This is a genomic window from Leptospira perolatii, from assembly GCF_002811875.1.
Classification (GTDB): Bacteria; Spirochaetota; Leptospiria; order Leptospirales; family Leptospiraceae; genus Leptospira_B; species Leptospira_B perolatii.
Window position 1 is genome coordinate 448,064 of the sequence record NZ_NPDZ01000001.1, and the last position, 17,866, is coordinate 465,929.

A 17,866-nucleotide genomic window follows, 5' to 3' on the forward strand; every position below is an offset into this window, starting at 1 on the left:
AAAAATTCTACTGTTCCACTTTTTGAAACGAATCGGCCAACATTTCTTCACGAATTCGAACGCGCACTACAGAGATCCGATCTTGAATCGATTCCTTTTGCTCAAAAAAGGATTGGATTTTAAGACTCTGCTAAAAATCTCTCGGTATGGACTATCCTTTTCGGGAAATAGAATCTAAGTGGCAAAAATTCTGGGAGGATAACAGATCCTTTCGCACGGATCTGCGCTCTAAAAAACCCAAATTCTATTGTTTAGATATGTTTCCTTACCCTTCCGGTGCAGGCTTGCATGTGGGACATCCGGAGGGCTATACTGCTACCGATATCGTTTCTCGCTACAAACGGATGAAGGGATTCGAAGTATTGCATCCTATGGGTTGGGATGCTTTTGGACTTCCTGCAGAAAGATATGCGATGCAGACGGGAATTCACCCGGCCAAAACTACCGAACAGAACATAGATAATTTTCGCAGGCAAATCAAGCTAATTGGTCTTTCCTACGACTGGGATCGGGAATTTTCGACTACAGATCCGAAATACTACAAATTTACCCAATGGATCTTTCTAAAATTATACGAATCCTGGTACGATTCGAACTCTAAGAAAGCCCGTAAGATCTCCGAACTAGTCGAAATCTTCCAAAAAAAAGGCTCTGCGGGTTTTACTGAGCTGGAGACTTTTTCTGCAGAAGATTGGGAGAAAAACTCCGAAGCGCAAAAGGACGCAATCCTTGCAAAATTTAGAATGGTATACCAGGCAGAGATCCCTGTGAACTGGTGCCCAGGACTTGGAACCGTTCTCGCTAATGAAGAAGTGGAAGAATGGACCGAAAAAGGTTACGAAGTAGTTCGAAAACCAATGAGACAGTATATGATGCGAATCACTGCTTATGCAGAAAGATTGCTCGAAGACCTAAGTCTGGTCTCTTGGCCTCACTCCACTTTGGAGATGCAAAGAAATTGGATCGGAAAAAGTGAAGGATTGGAGATTGTATTTCCTTTTGCAAAAGAAGCCAAACAAGTCATCGAATCATTAAAAAGTTCAAATAAAACTTCGGCACGTAACCTGCTGGAGTCTTCTTTGAAGGATATTTCTCTCGAAGGAATCAAAATCTATACGACTCGTCCGGATACTATATTCGGAGTTTCTTATATGGTCTTGGCTCCAGAGCATCCTTTGGTAGACTGGATCACTACAGAAGATTGTTGGGAAGAAGTTCAGTCATACAGAAAAGTTTCTCTGCTCAAAAGTGAGTTGGACCGAGTGGAATTATCCAAGGAAAAGTCTGGTGTGTTTACTGGTTCCTACGTGATCAATCCCGCCGCTCCAAATAAAAAGATTCCGATCTGGGTAGGAGATTATGTTTTATACGGATATGGAACTGGAGCGATCATGGCGGTTCCGGCTCATGACCAGAGAGACTACGAATTTGCAAAGGCTTTTGGATTAGACATTCTACCGGTTATTGAAGGCGAGATTACGAATTCTGCCTTTGACTCCAAGGAATCCAAATGTATCAATTCTGCTTCGGAAGAAGTTTCAATTGATGGGTTGGGTTATAAAGAAGCATCTTCTAAAATTATTGACTGGGCGATTCGCAAGAATTTAGGCAAAGGAAAGATTCAGTTTAAATTAAGAGATTGGCTATTTGCTAGACAAAGGTATTGGGGAGAACCTATTCCCTTAGTGCACTTTCCTTCCGGAGTTACCAAACCTCTACCAGAATCTGAATTACCTTTAGAGCTTCCGAATCTCCAAGAATTTAAGCCTTCGGGCACAGGCGAATCTGCCCTTGCTTTGGCAGGAGATTGGTTGTCCTACAAAGATTCGGCTACCGGAGAAATCGGAAAAAGAGAAACGAACACCATGCCTCAGTGGGCAGGTTCTTGCTGGTATTATTTGAGATACATTGATCCAGAGAACCCAAAAGCATTTGTCGATTCTGATTTAGAAAAAGCTTGGATGCCGGTTGATTTGTATGTCGGCGGTGCGGAACACGCAGTCTTGCATTTGCTCTACTCTCGCTTTTGGCACAAAGTTTTGTTCGATTTAGGATATGTTTCCACTCCTGAACCTTTCAAGAAATTAGTACACCAGGGACTGATCCTTGGAGAAGACAAACGAAAGATGTCAAAGTCTTTAGGAAACGTGGTCAACCCGGACGAAGTGGTGAACACTTTTGGCGCGGATAGTCTTCGTTTATTCGAGATGTTTATGGGACCTTTCGAAATGGTCAAACCTTGGAGCACTAGAGGAGTTGAAGGTGTATTTCGCTTTTTGAATCGGATTTGGAGATTGTTCCATTCCGGCGCAAACGAAACGTTTCGCCTGGATGATATCGAGCCGACCGACGAAGAATACAAGATTCTGCACAAATCTATTCAGAAGATCGCTCAAGATATCGAGAATTTCTCCTTTAACACTGCAATTTCTCAATTGATGATTTTTGTGAATGAACTGACTCCTAGCGATCGCAGACCTAGAAAGATCTTAGAACAGTTCCTTTTGCTTTTGGCTCCATTCGCTCCTCATATTTCAGAGGAACTGTGGGCTCTTTGCGGAAAGAAGCAAAGCTTAACATACGAGTCATATCCGACTCTAGAGCCAAAATATTTGATCGAAAATGAGATTTTGATCGTAGTACAGGTCAACGGAAAGCTTCGTGCTGAATTCAAAGCACCGAAAGAGATTGCACAAGAAGAGGCAATATCCGCAGCGAAAAAGTTGGATAAGATTCTTCCTTTCTTAAACGGAAAACAGATCAAAAAGGAAATTTACGTCCCAGGCAAGCTTGTCAATATAGTCGTTGCTTAAATTTACTTCATTAAGATAAATGCAAGCAATCCGGCCAATAAAACCACGCCGCCTATTATGATATAATTCAATAAATTGCCCCCGTCCGCACTGGATTTAGAAGAACCCATTCCGGGTGGACGAGGAGGCGATGACGAACTAGCTTTCGGTCTTGCAAGTCTGACCGGACGCTCTTCAAAAGCTCTGAGCAACACTCCGGCCGGACCTTTTGCAAATACATGGTATTCATTCTTTCCGGAAGCGATGGCTACAAATTGACCAATCACTGGCTTCGGATTTCCTTCCTGGTCCATTGCTCCTAATGTTTTAGCTAATGCTTTTTCTTCTATGGTTCCGGTGGGCAAATTGAATAGAATCTTATCTCCCTCCATCAAGTCGTCAAAATCGATTCCGTTGACTGGAGAGAGAATCGTCTTTGCCGCAACCACTCTTCCAAACGGTTTTACGATTGTCTCAATCTGTCTTTGAACAGCGGCTTTTTCTGGGTCATCAATAGCGGTTACGGTTTGAACCTTTTCCTCGACGGGTTTATTAATTGTCGGCAAGACTCCGGCAAAAAAAGCCTTCGAGCGGACTTTCAAACTCGATACAGATTCCACGTCCGATTGTACTCGAACCATTTTTACTTTCAGAACAGCCTTGATCTGATTTTCAATAAGATTTACTAGAGCAGCTGTGTCGTTTCTGTCCCAATGTTGATAATAAGTTTCTAATATAGTTTTGTTTAATTTGGAATATAAGATTCTCCCGACTTGATCACACAAAGGTTGATCGATAGGTTCCTGCTTTGCGGCCTCCGCCATGTCATGTGTGAATTGAGCAAAATCTTCAAATGTTCTAATTCTTCTTAGCAGATCTGAGTTTGAAAAAAGGCAGTACAATTCCAGGATCTCGCTCCGATACTTCGAGATTACTCCAAGAACGACTCCTACTCGATTTTCTATATCTACTTTAAGTTTTAGTAAATATGCATCCTTAATTTTGCCCTGGATTAATTCGATCGCCTGTTCTTCCGTATGCACCGATTCCAGGGCAAGGTTCATTAAATTTGCCTGCTCCTGGAGTTTGTTTGTCTGCGGATTTTCTTCCATTCTTCCTCAAGTGTATAGAGCTATTCCACAATGCTACGGGATTTTTCTTCGAGCCACTTTTTATATCTTTGTCTTCTGGGCACGTAGCTTTCGTTCAGAGGAATCTCTACTCTTGCAACGGTCCGATTTTCGTCTCTGCGACTAAAGATGGTGAATAGATGTCGATCAAATCCGCTTTGGGCTACAAGGATTTCGACCATGGTGATCCCCATTCCTGCCCCTTCCGTAGTATCTCCGTACTTCATATAGTATTCAAAGAGATTGTCAAATTCTTTCGAAAGCAGGAACTTTTCACGAATCCTCTTTTCTTCCTTTGTACTAAGCGTAAAATTATTCTGTACCAGCAATATAATTCTGTCTTTAGTAAAGCTTAATGTAACCTTTACGAAAAGATTATTTTCCTTCATTTTTCGGCGGTAATAAGGGAACTTACGACTTACCAGATTTTCCTTGAATGAGCCCATCCCGATTTCGTAATCGTCAGGATCATTTATATCCAGTTTCATTTCGTTGAAGAGGACTCTTTTGATGGCCGCCTTTGTCGCGTTAACGATTAGTTCTTTTGCAGAGGTAAAAAGTAATTCGATTAAATCCAGCCTTTCATACTTGGCCAGAACCGATTGTAGGATATGCTTGAGTTTGGATTCTCCATTATTGCTCAATACATAGGTAATAATGGAAAGGGGATTTTCCTTTCGGACGGCATTTTCGACTTCGAAAAGGAATTCCTGGGAAAGATCCTCAAATCCCTCGTTCATTCGAATTCTCGATTATAACTGGCCAATTTTGCTTTCGAGAAAAAAACCAAAAGCGCATCAGAAAAAATGAAACAAAAAAAGGGAGTTACTTGAATAAAAAAGGCCATCTATATGTTTAACATCGGCCTAAAGGGACGTCGCAATAAAGGCGTTTCCTTCTATCCTGGACCTCTTAGAACCTTATTTTGTTCTAGAATCTAGGAATTCCTTAATCCGATCTGTTACTTTGCTTAGGTCAGGTTTACAAGAGTGAATCGAGTTTTGCAATCCGGTATTTGTTCCGGGAACTTTTCCTTCATGAAATTTTAGCTTAAATTCGGTGAACTTTAGGCCATGCGCAGTAGAGACTACGACCACTTTTTCTCCCTTTTGGATCGTCCCCTTTTCTAGCAATTTGAGCATGGCCGCAAGCGCCACTCCGGTGTGGGGATCATTGTATAGCCCATATAAATCTGTACGAGCTGCTGCATCTGAAAGTTCGGCTTCGCTCGCTTGCTCCACGATTCCGTGAAATTTCTTTAGAATAGAGATCGCCTTTTGTACGGAAACCGGGTTACCGATTTGGATTGCAGATGCTAGAGTAGGCTTGGCTTCTACAGGAGAAAATTCTTCGAACCCTTTCAAGTAAGAAAGATATAAGGGGTTCGCATTTTCGGCCTGGGCAAGAATAATTCTAGGCAGTCGATCGATAAGCCCCAGTTCCTTGCACATTTCAAAGCCTGCACCTAGGGCCGAGACATTTCCTAGATTGCCTCCAGGGATGATGACCCAATCCGGAGCTTTCCACTCCAGTTGTTGTAAGATTTCCGGAGCTATCGTCTTCTGACCTTCGATGCGAAGGCTGTTCATGGAATTTGCTAAATAGATTCCGTTTTGTCTAGTGACTTCTTTGACGATCTTCATGCATCCATCAAAATCTGTGTCCAGGGAAATCACGAATGCACCGTTAGAAACCGGTTGAATCAATTGGGCTTGGGATACTTTTCCGGAAGGTAGAAAAATGATAGAGGGAATTCCGGCTTTTGCTGCGTACGAAGCCAAGGCAGCGGAAGTATCTCCGGAGCTTGCGCAGGCTACCGCGCGAATTCCAACCCCTTTGGAAATCATATGCTTCACTTGAGTGAGTAGCACAGTCATCCCTAAGTCTTTAAAAGAACCTGTGTGTGAGATGCCACATTGCTTGATCCAAAGACCGCCCAAACCCAGATCTTTTGTAAGTCTTTCTGAGCTAAAAAGATGAGTGAGTCCTTCCCCGGAACTGACGATGCTTTCGTCTTCTACATGCGGGAGGACCCATTCTCTCTTATTCCAAATACCGGAAGTATTCGGAAATTTTACCGAGGACAGCCTGGAATCAAAGAGCTCCTTCCATTGTGTGCCGGATTTTTCTTTGAGTGCATCCATATCGTGAGAAACTTGCAGCAGACTGCCGCATTTTCTGCATTCGTAGATGACCTCGTTTAAATCATAGGTGGATTTGCAAGATTCATTGATACAACGGAATTCTGCCTTGTATCTAGTCGCTGTGGAACTCATACTTTTAGATAGAGTTCAGAATCTCCTTTTTTTTGGCATCAAATTCTTCCTGAGAAATCAAGCCTTGGTCCAACATGCTTTTCAACTTGGCAAGTCTGGCAGTGGCATCTTCTTGGCCACCTCCAGCTTTGTTCTGGCCCATCATTCCCGCCATCATGTTTGCCATGTTCATTCCCATGCCCAGACCCATTCCCGCGGACATTCCCTCCCCTGCATTTCCCCCGGGATTACTTGCCGCAGCCTCACCGATATCCAGCATTCTCTTTTGCTGGTACATTCCGCCCAAGGTTTCGATCTCGAATTTGTCTGCCAGAACCTTTTGTATCTTTTGGAAATTGGGATCATTTTGGTCGAAATTGATCGATTGAACGAAAAAGTCCGTTACCTCGATTCCGTATTTCGAAAAGTCAGGTTGGACCTTGGTTTTCCCCGCAGAGGAAGCCTCTTCCAAATGTTGGTTCAACCGGGTGATTGGTTCGCCGCTTTTTAATACCACTTCCGCGAGAAAATCGCTGAGTCGAGTAACCACCATCGGTTTTAAAAATTCATCGACTTGGTCATGAGTATAGGCACCTTTTGCACCTACGATTCCTGTAACGAAAGACTTAGAATCAATAATCTTAATATTATAATTTCCGAATGCTCTCACGCCCAGAGTGATCTTGTATTTCGGATCTTCTACCTGTATCGGAGTAGGGGTGCCCCATTTTAGCTGTATTAAAGCTTTGTTTACGTAGACTATTTCTGCGGTAAACGGTGTCTGGCCTCCGAAAGGAAGATTCACTAATTTTTCCAAAATCGGAACGTTACCGGTTTTTAAAGTATGAGTGCCGGGACCGAAAATGTCTAGAGCCTTTCCTTCTTTGAAGAAAACTGCTTCTTGACTTTCATTTACGATCAGCTGCCCAAAGGTACTGATATCATTTCTTGGAAATTTCCAAACTACCTCGCCGGGATTTCCTTCGTATTTTATAACATCTATGAGTGCCATTCTATCTCCTTTAAAATTATTCGTTGCAACTGACTGATCTAAACTAAGTGAATGAAATCAAATAATTATTATGCTTTCAAAAAGACTTCCTTCCGTTTCTTGAGAGCTGAATCGAATTGATCCAATTCTACTCTAAACTGACTCACCCAATCTCTTACTTTCGACTCGGAATCTTCTGCTTGCAAGCCGTGTGCATTGACCTTCGTTTTCAATTCTTCTGCATGGCTCAAAAGGGAATAATCCCAATCTGCGAGTGACTCCAATTCTTTTTCGGTCGCCTTAAAGCCTGAACCGATTCCGGTCAGTCCATAACCCGCGCCGACGATCTCGTTTTTCAGTCGATCTACTTGTGAAAGTAAGATCTCGGTAGATCCGATAAGTTCCAATCTTCTTTGTCGAACAAATCCCTCTTCGATTCTTCGGAGGGGCTCCTTTAAAGCATCGATCCTGGAAGCTAATTCCTTTCGGATTAATAAATCGGTATTGTAGTACTCGTGATTCTTAACGATATCTGCGTAAAATGGAAATTTGGACAAAAAGGATCTTATCTTGCCCCTTTCTGCACGGAAGCGAGAAATATACGCAGAAGCTTGCGAAAGCGAGTCTGTAGACATAGCTAAAATTTGACTTGGATTTTCGATCCGCGCAAGAAGATTTTCGGTCATTCTTTATGATTTAAAGGTCGACGTCGCTAGAACGGTTTCATTTCTTCTTTTTATAAAAAGAATGCATACCGTTACAAAAAGAACATTTTTGCAAGGATTGTTCGAATACGTTTTCTCTCCTTTCTTAAAAAAGCAGGGAGAATTAGAATCCTTGAATGGATTGAGAGCCTTTGCGATTTTATTCGTGATCGTATATCACTTATGGACCTTGCTCGGACAATTTGCTACAGAAACTCCTGTACTTATAAAAAATATTCTAGTAAATTTGAATTCGGGAGTGGATTTATTTTTTGTTCTGAGTGGTTATCTGATCTATGGAGGATTTCTTCGGAGCTTAGAAAAAAATCGGCAATTATCCATCCGGAAATTCTTTATAGATAGGACGCTTAGGATTTTTCCCGCCTACTATTTTTCTTTAATCGTACTATTCTTCTATTATCAAAATCAATCTGTTAAGTTGCATTCAGTTGCGAATCCTAATCCTGGGGAGATAGAGCTACTTTACAGAATTATGATGAATTTGAAATATTCTTTCGGAGATTTTTTCTATTTTTCGAATTATACTCCTTTTCGGTTGAGTATTGTCGGATGGTCTCTTTCTATCGAAGAACAGTTTTATTTGATATTGCCATTCTTATCCGGATATTTCTTGTTTACTGTTTCGCAAAAGATGCGAATCGGTTTTCTGTTCTTACTATATTTTATCGCTCTCGGGTTTCGATTTTTTTACGAAGCCCAAAATTCAGGACTGGATCCTTTGATTTATACTCATTGCAGAATGGACAGCCTTGTCTCCGGAATGCTTGTCGCAGAATTGATCTCTTCTCGAAACCGATCGGGTTCTCAGTTTGCACTCGATAAGAAAGTCAGCGCGATTCTGATTTTCTTATCTATCGCATTATTGCTGTTAGGTCACAGTTTTGATTTAGAAAACTGGTTCCGCCGAACTTTAGGAATCTCTTGTTTCAATTTAGGTTATGCCGGGATCTTGCTTTTAGCGTTAGATTCGAATTCTTTGTGCGCGTGGATTTTCAATCAGCCTATCCTAAGGCCGATTGCCAGACTTAGTTATACGATGTACTTGTGGAATTTGATTTTAGCGGGATGGGCAGTTTCCCATATTTTGAAAGGAACACGAACTATCGGTCCTGGACAAATTGTCTGGGCTTGCGTGATGGGCTTGGCTTCTTCCTTTTTATTCTCATGGCTTCTTTTCTTAATTGTGGAAAAGCCATTTCTTTTATGGAAAGACAAGCTTTCTATTGTAGAAATGGATTCTCGGAAATCAGCATAGATTCATCCGCAAAGAATAAATTCCCGTTGAGCTTTGTAAAAAAAATGAGGGAATGGCTGGTGTGCTATAACGAAAGGTCTACTGGAAGAAAATGAATTCAGTCTTAAAGTCTGTTGCAGCAAAATTCTTACCTTTGATTTGGCTTTGGTTCCGAAAAGCATTTCCGGTAATTCTAGCAATTAGCACCGTACTGTACCTTAGAATTTTTGTTCTGCAATTTTACTTTATTAGCGGCAACTCTATGTTGCCTAACTTCAAAGACGGAGATCTAGTTCTAGTTTGGAAGTGGGGATTTCCTACTCGAATCGGTCCCTGGACCTTGAGTTTCAGACATTCGGAAGTGAAAAGATTCGATGTTCTGGTTTTGGACGGAGTGGGGGCCGAATTAAGTCTTAAGAGGGTGATCGGCCTGCCGAGCGATTACTTTCGATTTTCTGACGGTAGAATTCATATTAACGACAGCCCTCTGGAAGAATCCTTTTCCAAAGGGTTTAGAACGGATGCGCCTTCTAGGGCAGTGCTGCCGGTAGTTTCAATTTCTGGGAATATTGGAATCGGGGATTCGGGTAGGATCCCTCCGGGCTATTTTATGGTGTTGGGAGATAACAGGGAATTCTCCACAGACTCTAGAAATTACGGACTGATCCCGTTTCATAAACTCCGGGGAATTGTACTTTGGGCTTTATGAAGTACGGTTTAGGGTTGGAAAGGGCTTTTCAGATTTGGTTAAATTGCCGATCTGTAAATCAGCAGCGTGTTACCTAACCGAAAAAGATTTGGAATCCTCTTTTATCTCCTATGTGGCCTATTTATTGTTCTATTGGCTCGGGTCACCTTCTTATCCTTTTTGAACGATCGAGAAATCGCGTACAAAAACGGCGAGAGAATTTTGAGAGGTGCTATCTATGATCGCAGAGGAATAGAGCTCGCTCTTTCCATCGATTCTTCCACGATCGGAATTTATCCTGCGAATATCTATGATCCGAATTTCACCGCAGTGCAACTCGCTCCCTATTTGGATATTCCCACCGAAAGGATAGAATCTCTCATTCGAGAAAAGAGCCGCTACTTCCTGCTGAAGCGAGAAATAGACGATGCGACCGCGAGTCGAATCATGGAAATGGCGTTGCCGGGAGTAAGAAGAGAAAGGGAGTTTAAAAGGGTTTATCCTCACGGAAGTCTGGCCGCGAGTCTGGTCGGATTTACTGGAATGGATGATGATTCGGCACTTTCTGGATTAGAATATTATTATAATCAGGAATTGATGACTCCGGTGGAATCGGATTCCACCAAGGGCGCTAACGTTCATTTGACGTTGGACGGTCTTATTCAATTCAAATTGGAAAAGGCCCTAGGCAAAAGATTCGAGGAGACCGGTGCAAAAAGAGCCATCGGTATCTTAATGGAGATTCATACTGGAAAAGTTTTGGCAATGGCGAGTTTCCCGTCTTTTGATCCGAATCGATATGCCTCGTTTGAAGAAATTACTCATACAAACTGGGCGATAAGGCATGTGTACGAGCCTGGCTCGACAATGAAAATCTTTCTAGCTACCATTTTACTAAATGAAAACTTAATACGACCGCACGAAAAATTCCAGTGTCCTGGATACGTGGAACTAGGCAAAACTAGAATAAACTGTACGCAAGCACACGGAATGGTTAACCTCGATGAAATCCTACAGTACTCATGCAATGCAGGGATTATCAAGGCAGCTTCTAGAATCCCCAACGATGTGCTTTATGAATATATGAAGCGATTTCGATTTGGAGAAAAGACAGGATTGCTCCCAAATGAATCGGTTGGATTTATGCCCCATGTTAGCAAGTGGAATTTGAGTACACCAATGTTCATGGCAATTGGCCAGGGAATTTCAGTAACTCCGATTCAGCTGGTTGCATCAGCCGCGTCTGTAGCAAACGGAGGCAGATTTATTACCCCGAGGATCGTTTCTCACATTACGGATTCTTATGGAGAAGTGTTACACGAATTCAAATTGGAAGAAGCTCCGGTCGGAATCAAGGAATACACGACCGATCGACTTTTGAAAGCAATGACAAGAGTCGTCCAGGCCGGAACAGGAAAGAATGCTTACATTCAAGAATACTCTATTGCGGGAAAAACAGGAACCGGCCAAAAGGCGATTTCTGGAAGAGGCTACCAAGAAGGATTGTGGTCCGCATCCTTCCTAGGATTCTTTCCAGCAGAAAAACCGAAGGTTGTCGGTCTGATTCTGTTCGATGAACCAAAAGGGTCTAGCCATACCGGTGGAGGAATCGCCGCCCCGGTTTTCAAGGAAGTAGTCGAGAACATCATACCGATTATTGAGCAGGGCGAAAAAACCGTCCAAGTACGCTTATCCAAACTTGAGCGAAAGATTTCAGATCCGAAATTAAATGCAGTTCCCAATCTGATCGGAAGAAGTAAAAGAGAAGTTGTAGAGTCCTTATCTAGTTCCGGAGCTACTTATAAATTGCACGGCAGCGGATTTTGCTACCAGCAGGAACCTGCTCCTGGCGCTCCCATTTCCGAAACCAGAATCAACGTATATTTCCAATGAACGAGCTTCAGACTAGGGAGGAAGTCCTTCGGAGAAATCTAGAATCTATCCAGAAGATTTCTCCAGACATCGCCCAAACAATACGATCTACAAAGATCCTTGGAGAGCTAGTTCAGACACCTGCGGGATATCCTACGCTACAAATCGACTCTATGCTTTTGCACAGTAGCAGAGATCCGTGGACAGAAGTTACCAGACAATTGTCCGAATTGAAGAAGGAAGATGAAGAAAGGGTATTCTTGTTTTTCGGAGCGGGGCTCGGATATTCGGTGCAATATGCATTAGAATTTCCTAAAGTATCTTGTGTATGGATGGAGCCGAATCCGGGGATTCTGAAATTGGCACTTTCGATTTACGACTTTTCTGGACATCTCGAAGAAAACAGACTCCGCATACTTCTTCCGCCTTATAACGAAGCATCTTTGTACGAGGGATTCAAAGGAATCCTAGGATTGCCAGTCACCTTTATTCCGCACAGGGGAAGTCTTCAGTGGAGGTCTTTTGATTACCAAGAGCTGCGCTTTGTCTCCGAAGCTTTCTTTCATAAGAAGGATGTAAATACGGCGACTCTCACCAGGTTTGAGAAAGTCTGGACCAAGAATTTTCTGCTCAATTTACCTGAAATGGTTCAATTGGAACCGCTTCGTTCTTTGTTCGGGCTTTGTGCCGGAAAAGTAGATATAGTAGTTTGCGGTGCCGGACCTTCTTTGTCCGAATCTTTGGAAGAATTGCGTTCTTACCGAGATCGTTTTGTACTGATTGCAGTCGATACATCTCTGGCTGTTTTACAAAAATTCGGAATCGATCCGGATTTGGTCTTTAGTGTGGATCCTCAGCCTTTGAATTCGAAATATCTGGAGGAATATTCAGGAAACGCTAGATTCGTTTTCGATCCCACTACTTCCTATCATTCCATGAGGCTTCCTTCCGTCCAATTAGGCGGCTTTGTATCCTCTTCTCCATTTCCTTGGATCAAACTGATCGAAGAACGATGGTTAGGTGATCTGGGGAAGGTCGATTTTGGAGGATCTGTCTCTACAAACGCAGCAAGCCTTGCCGAGAAAATGGTAGCGCGATCAGTTTTATTGATCGGACAGGACTTATCCTTTCCTGGAAATCTGGCGCACTGCAAGGGAGCAGTACTGGAGGAAAGACTAAACCATCTAGAATCCAGAAAGTTCCGAAGAGAGCATCACAATTATAAGCAAATGACTGCATTGCCTCCTAAATGGGTTCCTTCTATTCAAGGCGAAAAACTGAGGACAAACGAAAAGCTACTTATTTTTAAGAAATGGTTTGAAGAACATCCGAAGACTTGTCCCTGGATCAATTTGAGTAGAAACGGAGTGATCCTCGAAGGAATTTCTACCGAAAAGATTTCGGAATACTATAAACGAAATCCAGCGGATACAAGTTTTGCATCCAAGGTAAAAGAAAAGATCAGTTCTTTTTCTACGCCAAACAGAGACCTGGATCTCCAAAGTCTTATTCAAGACATTCGTAAATTAGAAATAGAGCTCAAAGAATTTCTTTCTTCGATCGAAACCGGAGTCAATTTATCTGGCGAGGTATATGACTTAATTTCCGAAGGAGGAAAGGATCGACTGAAAATTCAAAATTCGCTAAGGGAACTTTCCAAAATCGATGAAGTAGTTACAGCAAAAAAAGGACTTACAGAGTATCTTGGATTAAGCTTGCAAAGAGTCATTCTTACAATCACGGAAGGATACGAAACTTCTCTTTCACTCGAAGAGAAAAAGAACGAGCAACTTGCAATCGCTAAAAAGAGCCTGCTACTTTATGAGGGATTGCAGCAAGCTACGAGAGCTAGTATTCGTTTATTAAAACACTCTGCTAAGAGAATTGAATTTTCTTCGGTGCCCGGTCGCTAATCTGAGAATTTTCTCCAATCTCGTAGCTGCCCTCGTACACTTCAAACTCAGGCTAGGATTCGTTTCCAGAACAGGTATTTAGTCCTAGGAGTGAATAAACAGGACACCAACCCGCCAAGCCAGTGGAAAGCGGAACGATTCCTAAAACCCCTACCCAGTTCTGCGCGTAAATTCCCCAACCGATAATCAGAATTCCGCCAAGAATTCTTAGAATTCGATCTAGGTTTCCCACATTTGAGCTCATCAATTGCCTCCTGAACTATGCTGAAATCATACTATAGCTCAAACAGAATACAAATATGATAATTGTCAGAATGTCATAAGAGTTTTGTACATTATGTCGCAATAATATTGTGCTTCCCTCAGTTTTTTACTAATTAGGAGTTCCTACAGCTTTCCTTTGCTTTTTTTCTATATTTTCTTGACAAGAATTGTGCGGCGCAATAAACATGGATTGTGCGTCGCACAACGATCTAACCACGGAGAAACCCAAATGGAAAAACAAATTCTAGACATCCTAAATGCAGGTCTCGGAGTACTCAAGACCGGTCAAGAAGGACTGGAAAAAGCTAAAGCTGAGTTCAACAAATCTTTTCAGGAGCTTGCCGCAAAAGGAGCAGCTGACAATTCAGAAGCTTCAGTTCGCGTTCGTGAGTTCGTAGATAAACTCTTGAATGAAGCAAAAGAACTTTCCACCGCGGCCGGAAAGAGCTATGAAGATGCCCGCGTTAAGATCGTAGAACAATATAACAAAGTTACTGAAGAAGTAAAAAAGATTGTTCCACCAGAGCAAATCGAAGCTTTCAAAGCTAAATTAACTGAAGTTGCGGAAACTGTGAAAAAAGCAGTTCCTTCGCAAAAATCAGCTACTGCAAACTAATTGCCGTTTGTTTGACTCCAGGATCGGCGGGTATTCTCCCGCCGACAATTTTTCCCCTCTTTATTCTTTTTTCATCAAGTACCGATTCGAGCTGATTTCCATGCTCTGTGTAGTCTTCCAACTCCCTCTTCTAAGTCATTGATTCCAGAATGCGATAAATTCCAGCGAGCAAAATGATGCTCTGGGTTTTCGGAATAAAAGTGACAGCCCGGAACAAAGGCAACATTTTCTTTGAGGGCGTAATCAAATAAAACAGAAGTATCCGTTTTATCTGGAAACTCTAACCAAAAAAACATACCACCTGTTGGTGCCTCAAACCGAATATCTTCTCCAAAATACTTGTAGAGGTTGTCGCTCGTAATAGACGCTTTATAAGAATACGTTGCTTTCAATTTTTCTAAATGAGTTTCGAATTCTCCAGAGCGAAGAAACTGATTCACAATTTCCTGATTCAAAACCGCGGAATGCAAATCCATGGATTGCTTGAGAGAAATCAAACGAGAGATCCACTCTTTAGGCGCACGAAGCCAGCCCATTCGCAATCCTGGAGAAAGAGTTTTAGAAAATGTGCCAATCGAAAATGAGTGATTTGGCAAAAGTTTTGCAAACGAAGGCTTTCCTCTTTCGCCAGAAGTGTTTTTTTCGGGGAGGAAATCGAGCTCATAATAAGCAGTATCTTCAATGATTGGAATATTATAATATTCCAACAGTTCAGAAATAGACTTTCTACGATTGGTCGAGTAGGATCTACTTGTCGGGTTTTGGTTATCCGGAATTCCGTAAAAGAACTTTGGACGACCAAACTTAAGGATTGCTTGTTTCAAGTCATCTATGCCTGGTCCTTCGGAATCACACCGAATACTCAAAGCGCGGCCTCCGTATGAGGAAAAAACTTGCAAGGCTCCCAAATAGCTCGGTCTTTCTACGAAAATCGTATCTCCCTCATTAATGAAGAATTTTGAAAGCAGATCTAAAGCCTGTTGCGATCCGCTTGTAATAATTATCTGATCGGGAGCTGAGTCATCCGATTCGGAATAATATCTCTCATGGATCCAAGATCGAAGGGAATAGCACCCTTGAGTCGAAGAGTATTGGAATAATTTGGGTCCGAGAATTTCGATCGCTCTTTCATATGACTTTCGAAAACCATCGATTGGAAATAAAGATTCGTCGGGAAGTCCGCCTGCAAAGGAAAGCATACCAGGAGCATCTATGACACTTAAGATTTCCCGAATAGCAGAGGATCTGGTTCTTTGTGCTCGGCTTGAAATTTGGATCAAGTCGTTTAAGCTTTTAGATTCGTTATTTCCTTGAACCATTCTGAGGATATGTTATATCCGAAATCATAAGAGCAATACAGATACAGAAATTCATATTATGAGCGATACAGATCAATTCGAAACTAAATATTCTAAAATAGCATATTATTTAATAAAGAGAATAGAAGGCGGCGAATTTCCCGTAGGCACCAAGCTACCTTCCTTGCGTCGGATTTGCGAAAAGGAAGAGTGCAATTTATCTACAGTAGTAGAGGCATTCGGAATCTTGCAAGAGAGAGGATATATTAGCGGAAGAGAAAGATCCGGGTTCTTTGTTCTGCCTAGGGTTGAAAACGAAGTACGCGCAAAGGTAGCAAAACCGATTCGGGTTTCCAAACCAAGTCTTCCCGATGAAATGAATAGCTTAATTTCCGAACTGACGGATCCTAATATAATTTCATTCGGTGCAGCAATTCCTGACTCTAATTTTTTGCCTTTGGCAGCTTTGGAAAAATCATATAAAGAAGTTTTAAAGAACCCTCTTGCCCACAATTATTCGGATCCGAAAGGAGACTTCGAGCTTAGAAGTAAAATCGCTTTGAGAGCATCTGGCAAATCCAATCGAATTACGCCCGAACAGGTATACATTACTTTAGGCTGTACTGAGGCCGCATACACCGCACTTGCACAAGCTACGCGTCCGGGAGATAAGATCGCCGTAGAATCTCCCTTACATTTTATACTGTACCAAATACTTATCGATTTGAAATTACAGGCGATCGAGATACCTACGGATCCAAAGTTTGGGTTAGATATAGATTCTTATGAATCGGTTTTAAAAAAGGACGCGCCAAAGTTTTTGGTGACTGTTCCCACATTCTCTAATCCGACCGGAAGTCTGCTTCCGGTAGAGGCAAAGAAGGAGCTCATCAGAATTTCGGCAAAGTACGGAGTACGAATTATCGAAGATGATATTTATGGAGAATGCTCCCATTTGCCAGGACCGAGGCCTCCTTCTTTACTTTCACTGGACCAAGAGGAGGTTGTGACCCAAGTTTCTTCTTTATCCAAAATTCTTGATCCAGGTCTAAGGATAGGCTGGATGATAACTGATAAACGTAATGTGGATGCAGCATCGAATCGGAGAACAACTTCGGCACTTTCTCTTCCTAATTTGACTCAGCTTGCAGCGGCAAATTTCTTGGGGTCTCTTGCCTTTGAAAGGCACCTAAGAGAATTTAGGCGGAAGATCGGAAATTCTATTTTGTCCTATGCGGATGCGATTCGAGAATATTTTCCTTCTGGTACGAATATCACATTGCCGAAAGGAGGATTTCTTCTCTGGGTAGAGTTGTCGCCCGGAAAAGATTCGAGAGATCTAAGATATCTTGCTTTAAAGAAAAAAATCAGTATCGTTCCCGGTTATCTGTTCTCACTTTCCGGGAAATACAAGGAATGCTTTAGGATTAACGCAGGAATCTCTTTCGGACCAAGAGTGAAAAGCTCGATCGCAACTCTTGGGAAAATAGCTTCCTCGATTTGAGTATGTTAGGCGGAATATGCTCCTTTGATTTCACCTTTGAACTTTAAGTGATACAAAGCTTTTTTAAGCTCTTCGCGAATCTCGATAAAATCATCGAACAAAAATATAGTATAAGCGTTCGCCTTACCTTTTCTATATAAAGCGATTACGATCGCAAATGCGTAGTCTTTGCTGAACTCAGTTGCCGATGCAACATGCAAGGTTGCACCCCAATCTGCACCGAATTCGGATTTAATGGATTCTCTAGAAAACGGTAAACCGATAATTCGGTCTTTGCATTGGCAAATGATCATCGCAATATTCTGCGCCTGTAGAATATAGAGTCCGGGTAACTTGCTCTCTAACTCAGGAACTACGGGTTGAATGATATACCGTATTTCAAGCTTTTTTGATATATGCCTCAAAGTGAAGTCCGACTTTAACTTGGATCCTTCTTCCAACTTTATTTCGGAATACTCTTTGTCCTCTTCCAGAGATAATGAGTATTTTTCCAGCAATTGCTTGAACTCGGAAAGTGTGCTTGCCTGGGCTGAACCGACCGCGAGGAACAAAAGAGAATAGAAAATAACTTTTACCATAGAACA

The 17,866-nt window shown here is 42.0% G+C and carries 15 protein-coding genes; 7 read left to right on the top strand and 8 right to left on the bottom strand.

Annotation, left to right across the window (positions count from 1 at the left end):
* Positions 1 to 146: 146 nt before the first annotated feature.
* Positions 147 to 2,813: a leucine--tRNA ligase gene (gene leuS / locus CH373_RS02075; RefSeq protein ID WP_100712256.1), complete on the top strand. Its 2,667-nt coding sequence runs from the start codon at positions 147 to 149 to the stop codon at positions 2,811 to 2,813.
* A 2-nt stretch (positions 2,814 to 2,815) separates the two neighbouring features.
* Here the strand turns inward: leuS and CH373_RS02080 are convergent, their stop codons facing one another.
* The 5 genes from CH373_RS02080 to CH373_RS02100 form a co-directional block, all read right to left on the bottom strand.
* Positions 2,816 to 3,904 carry an LIC10486 family protein gene (locus CH373_RS02080; protein WP_100712257.1) on the bottom strand — a complete coding sequence of 363 codons (1,089 nt, stop codon included), beginning with the start codon at positions 3,902 to 3,904 and terminating at the stop codon, positions 2,816 to 2,818.
* Between the two features lie 20 nt (positions 3,905 to 3,924).
* Complete coding sequence (locus CH373_RS02085) at positions 3,925 to 4,662, bottom strand: hypothetical protein (RefSeq protein WP_100712258.1); 738 nt, start codon at positions 4,660 to 4,662, stop codon at positions 3,925 to 3,927.
* Between the two features lie 180 nt (positions 4,663 to 4,842).
* Positions 4,843 to 6,198: a threonine synthase gene (thrC, locus tag CH373_RS02090; RefSeq protein ID WP_100712259.1), complete on the bottom strand. Its 1,356-nt coding sequence runs from the start codon at positions 6,196 to 6,198 to the stop codon at positions 4,843 to 4,845.
* Positions 6,199 to 6,202: 4 nt separating this feature from the next.
* The gene (locus CH373_RS02095) at positions 6,203 to 7,189 is read right to left on the bottom strand and encodes an SPFH domain-containing protein (RefSeq protein ID WP_100712260.1); all 987 of its coding nucleotides are present in this window, start codon (positions 7,187 to 7,189) and stop codon (positions 6,203 to 6,205) included.
* Positions 7,190 to 7,257: 68 nt separating this feature from the next.
* The gene (locus CH373_RS02100; protein ID WP_100712573.1) at positions 7,258 to 7,803 is read right to left on the bottom strand and encodes an LIMLP_15305 family protein; all 546 of its coding nucleotides are present in this window, start codon (positions 7,801 to 7,803) and stop codon (positions 7,258 to 7,260) included.
* A 112-nt stretch (positions 7,804 to 7,915) separates the two neighbouring features.
* On the opposite strand from CH373_RS02100, the gene CH373_RS02105 reads away from it, so the two are divergent.
* The 4 genes from CH373_RS02105 to CH373_RS02120 all read left to right on the top strand — a co-directional run bounded on the left by CH373_RS02105 (position 7,916) and on the right by CH373_RS02120 (position 13,600).
* Positions 7,916 to 9,148 carry an acyltransferase family protein gene (locus CH373_RS02105; RefSeq protein WP_100712261.1) on the top strand — a complete coding sequence of 411 codons (1,233 nt, stop codon included), beginning with the start codon at positions 7,916 to 7,918 and terminating at the stop codon, positions 9,146 to 9,148.
* 91 nt (positions 9,149 to 9,239) lie between these two features.
* A complete protein-coding gene (gene lepB, locus CH373_RS02110) occupies positions 9,240 to 9,836 on the top strand; it encodes a signal peptidase I (RefSeq protein WP_100712262.1) in 597 nt (198 codons plus the stop codon).
* 66 nt (positions 9,837 to 9,902) lie between these two features.
* Positions 9,903 to 11,708, top strand: coding sequence for a penicillin-binding protein (locus CH373_RS02115; RefSeq protein ID WP_100712263.1), 1,806 nt, complete (start codon positions 9,903 to 9,905; stop codon positions 11,706 to 11,708).
* On the top strand, positions 11,705 to 13,600 hold the full coding sequence (locus CH373_RS02120; RefSeq protein ID WP_100712264.1) for a motility associated factor glycosyltransferase family protein: 1,896 nt from the start codon (positions 11,705 to 11,707) through the stop codon (positions 13,598 to 13,600). Before CH373_RS02115 ends, CH373_RS02120 begins: the two co-directional genes overlap by 4 nt.
* Before the next feature lie 52 nt (positions 13,601 to 13,652).
* On the opposite strand, the gene CH373_RS02125 is transcribed toward CH373_RS02120, so the two are convergent.
* The gene (locus tag CH373_RS02125) at positions 13,653 to 13,844 is read right to left on the bottom strand and encodes a YgaP family membrane protein (RefSeq protein ID WP_100712265.1); all 192 of its coding nucleotides are present in this window, start codon (positions 13,842 to 13,844) and stop codon (positions 13,653 to 13,655) included.
* Positions 13,845 to 14,093: 249 nt separating this feature from the next.
* Here CH373_RS02125 and CH373_RS02130 point away from each other — a divergent pair, with 249 nt between their 5' ends.
* On the top strand, positions 14,094 to 14,480 hold the full coding sequence (locus tag CH373_RS02130; protein ID WP_100712266.1) for a phasin-related domain-containing protein: 387 nt from the start codon (positions 14,094 to 14,096) through the stop codon (positions 14,478 to 14,480).
* 74 nt (positions 14,481 to 14,554) lie between these two features.
* On the opposite strand, the gene CH373_RS02135 is transcribed toward CH373_RS02130, so the two are convergent.
* A complete protein-coding gene (locus tag CH373_RS02135) occupies positions 14,555 to 15,799 on the bottom strand; it encodes an aminotransferase-like domain-containing protein (protein ID WP_100712267.1) in 1,245 nt (414 codons plus the stop codon).
* A 58-nt stretch (positions 15,800 to 15,857) separates the two neighbouring features.
* Here CH373_RS02135 and CH373_RS02140 point away from each other — a divergent pair, with 58 nt between their 5' ends.
* A complete protein-coding gene (locus CH373_RS02140) occupies positions 15,858 to 17,282 on the top strand; it encodes an aminotransferase-like domain-containing protein (RefSeq protein WP_100712268.1) in 1,425 nt (474 codons plus the stop codon).
* Between the two features lie 5 nt (positions 17,283 to 17,287).
* On the opposite strand, the gene CH373_RS02145 is transcribed toward CH373_RS02140, so the two are convergent.
* The gene (locus tag CH373_RS02145; RefSeq protein ID WP_100712270.1) at positions 17,288 to 17,860 is read right to left on the bottom strand and encodes a hypothetical protein; all 573 of its coding nucleotides are present in this window, start codon (positions 17,858 to 17,860) and stop codon (positions 17,288 to 17,290) included.
* Positions 17,861 to 17,866: the final 6 nt, after the last annotated feature.

Excerpts from the sequence above, each read along its gene's own strand:
- CH373_RS02080 (WP_100712257.1), bottom strand. The coding sequence starts at position 3,904 with ATGGAAGAAAATCCGCAGACAAACAAACTCCAGGAGCAGGCAAATTTA.
- lepB (WP_100712262.1), top strand. The coding sequence starts at position 9,240 with ATGAATTCAGTCTTAAAGTCTGTTGCAGCAAAATTCTTACCTTTGATT.
- CH373_RS02120 (WP_100712264.1), top strand. The coding sequence starts at position 11,705 with ATGAACGAGCTTCAGACTAGGGAGGAAGTCCTTCGGAGAAATCTAGAA.
- thrC (WP_100712259.1), bottom strand. The coding sequence starts at position 6,198 with ATGAGTTCCACAGCGACTAGATACAAGGCAGAATTCCGTTGTATCAAT.
- CH373_RS02105 (WP_100712261.1), top strand. The coding sequence starts at position 7,916 with ATGCATACCGTTACAAAAAGAACATTTTTGCAAGGATTGTTCGAATAC.
- CH373_RS02145 (WP_100712270.1), bottom strand. The coding sequence starts at position 17,860 with ATGGTAAAAGTTATTTTCTATTCTCTTTTGTTCCTCGCGGTCGGTTCA.
- CH373_RS02085 (WP_100712258.1), bottom strand. The coding sequence starts at position 4,662 with ATGAACGAGGGATTTGAGGATCTTTCCCAGGAATTCCTTTTCGAAGTC.
- CH373_RS02095 (WP_100712260.1), bottom strand. The coding sequence starts at position 7,189 with ATGGCACTCATAGATGTTATAAAATACGAAGGAAATCCCGGCGAGGTA.
- CH373_RS02135 (WP_100712267.1), bottom strand. The coding sequence starts at position 15,799 with ATGGTTCAAGGAAATAACGAATCTAAAAGCTTAAACGACTTGATCCAA.
- CH373_RS02130 (WP_100712266.1), top strand. The coding sequence starts at position 14,094 with ATGGAAAAACAAATTCTAGACATCCTAAATGCAGGTCTCGGAGTACTC.
- CH373_RS02100 (WP_100712573.1), bottom strand. The coding sequence starts at position 7,803 with ATGTCTACAGACTCGCTTTCGCAAGCTTCTGCGTATATTTCTCGCTTC.
- leuS (WP_100712256.1), top strand. The coding sequence starts at position 147 with ATGGACTATCCTTTTCGGGAAATAGAATCTAAGTGGCAAAAATTCTGG.
- CH373_RS02125 (WP_100712265.1), bottom strand. The coding sequence starts at position 13,844 with ATGAGCTCAAATGTGGGAAACCTAGATCGAATTCTAAGAATTCTTGGC.
- CH373_RS02140 (WP_100712268.1), top strand. The coding sequence starts at position 15,858 with ATGAGCGATACAGATCAATTCGAAACTAAATATTCTAAAATAGCATAT.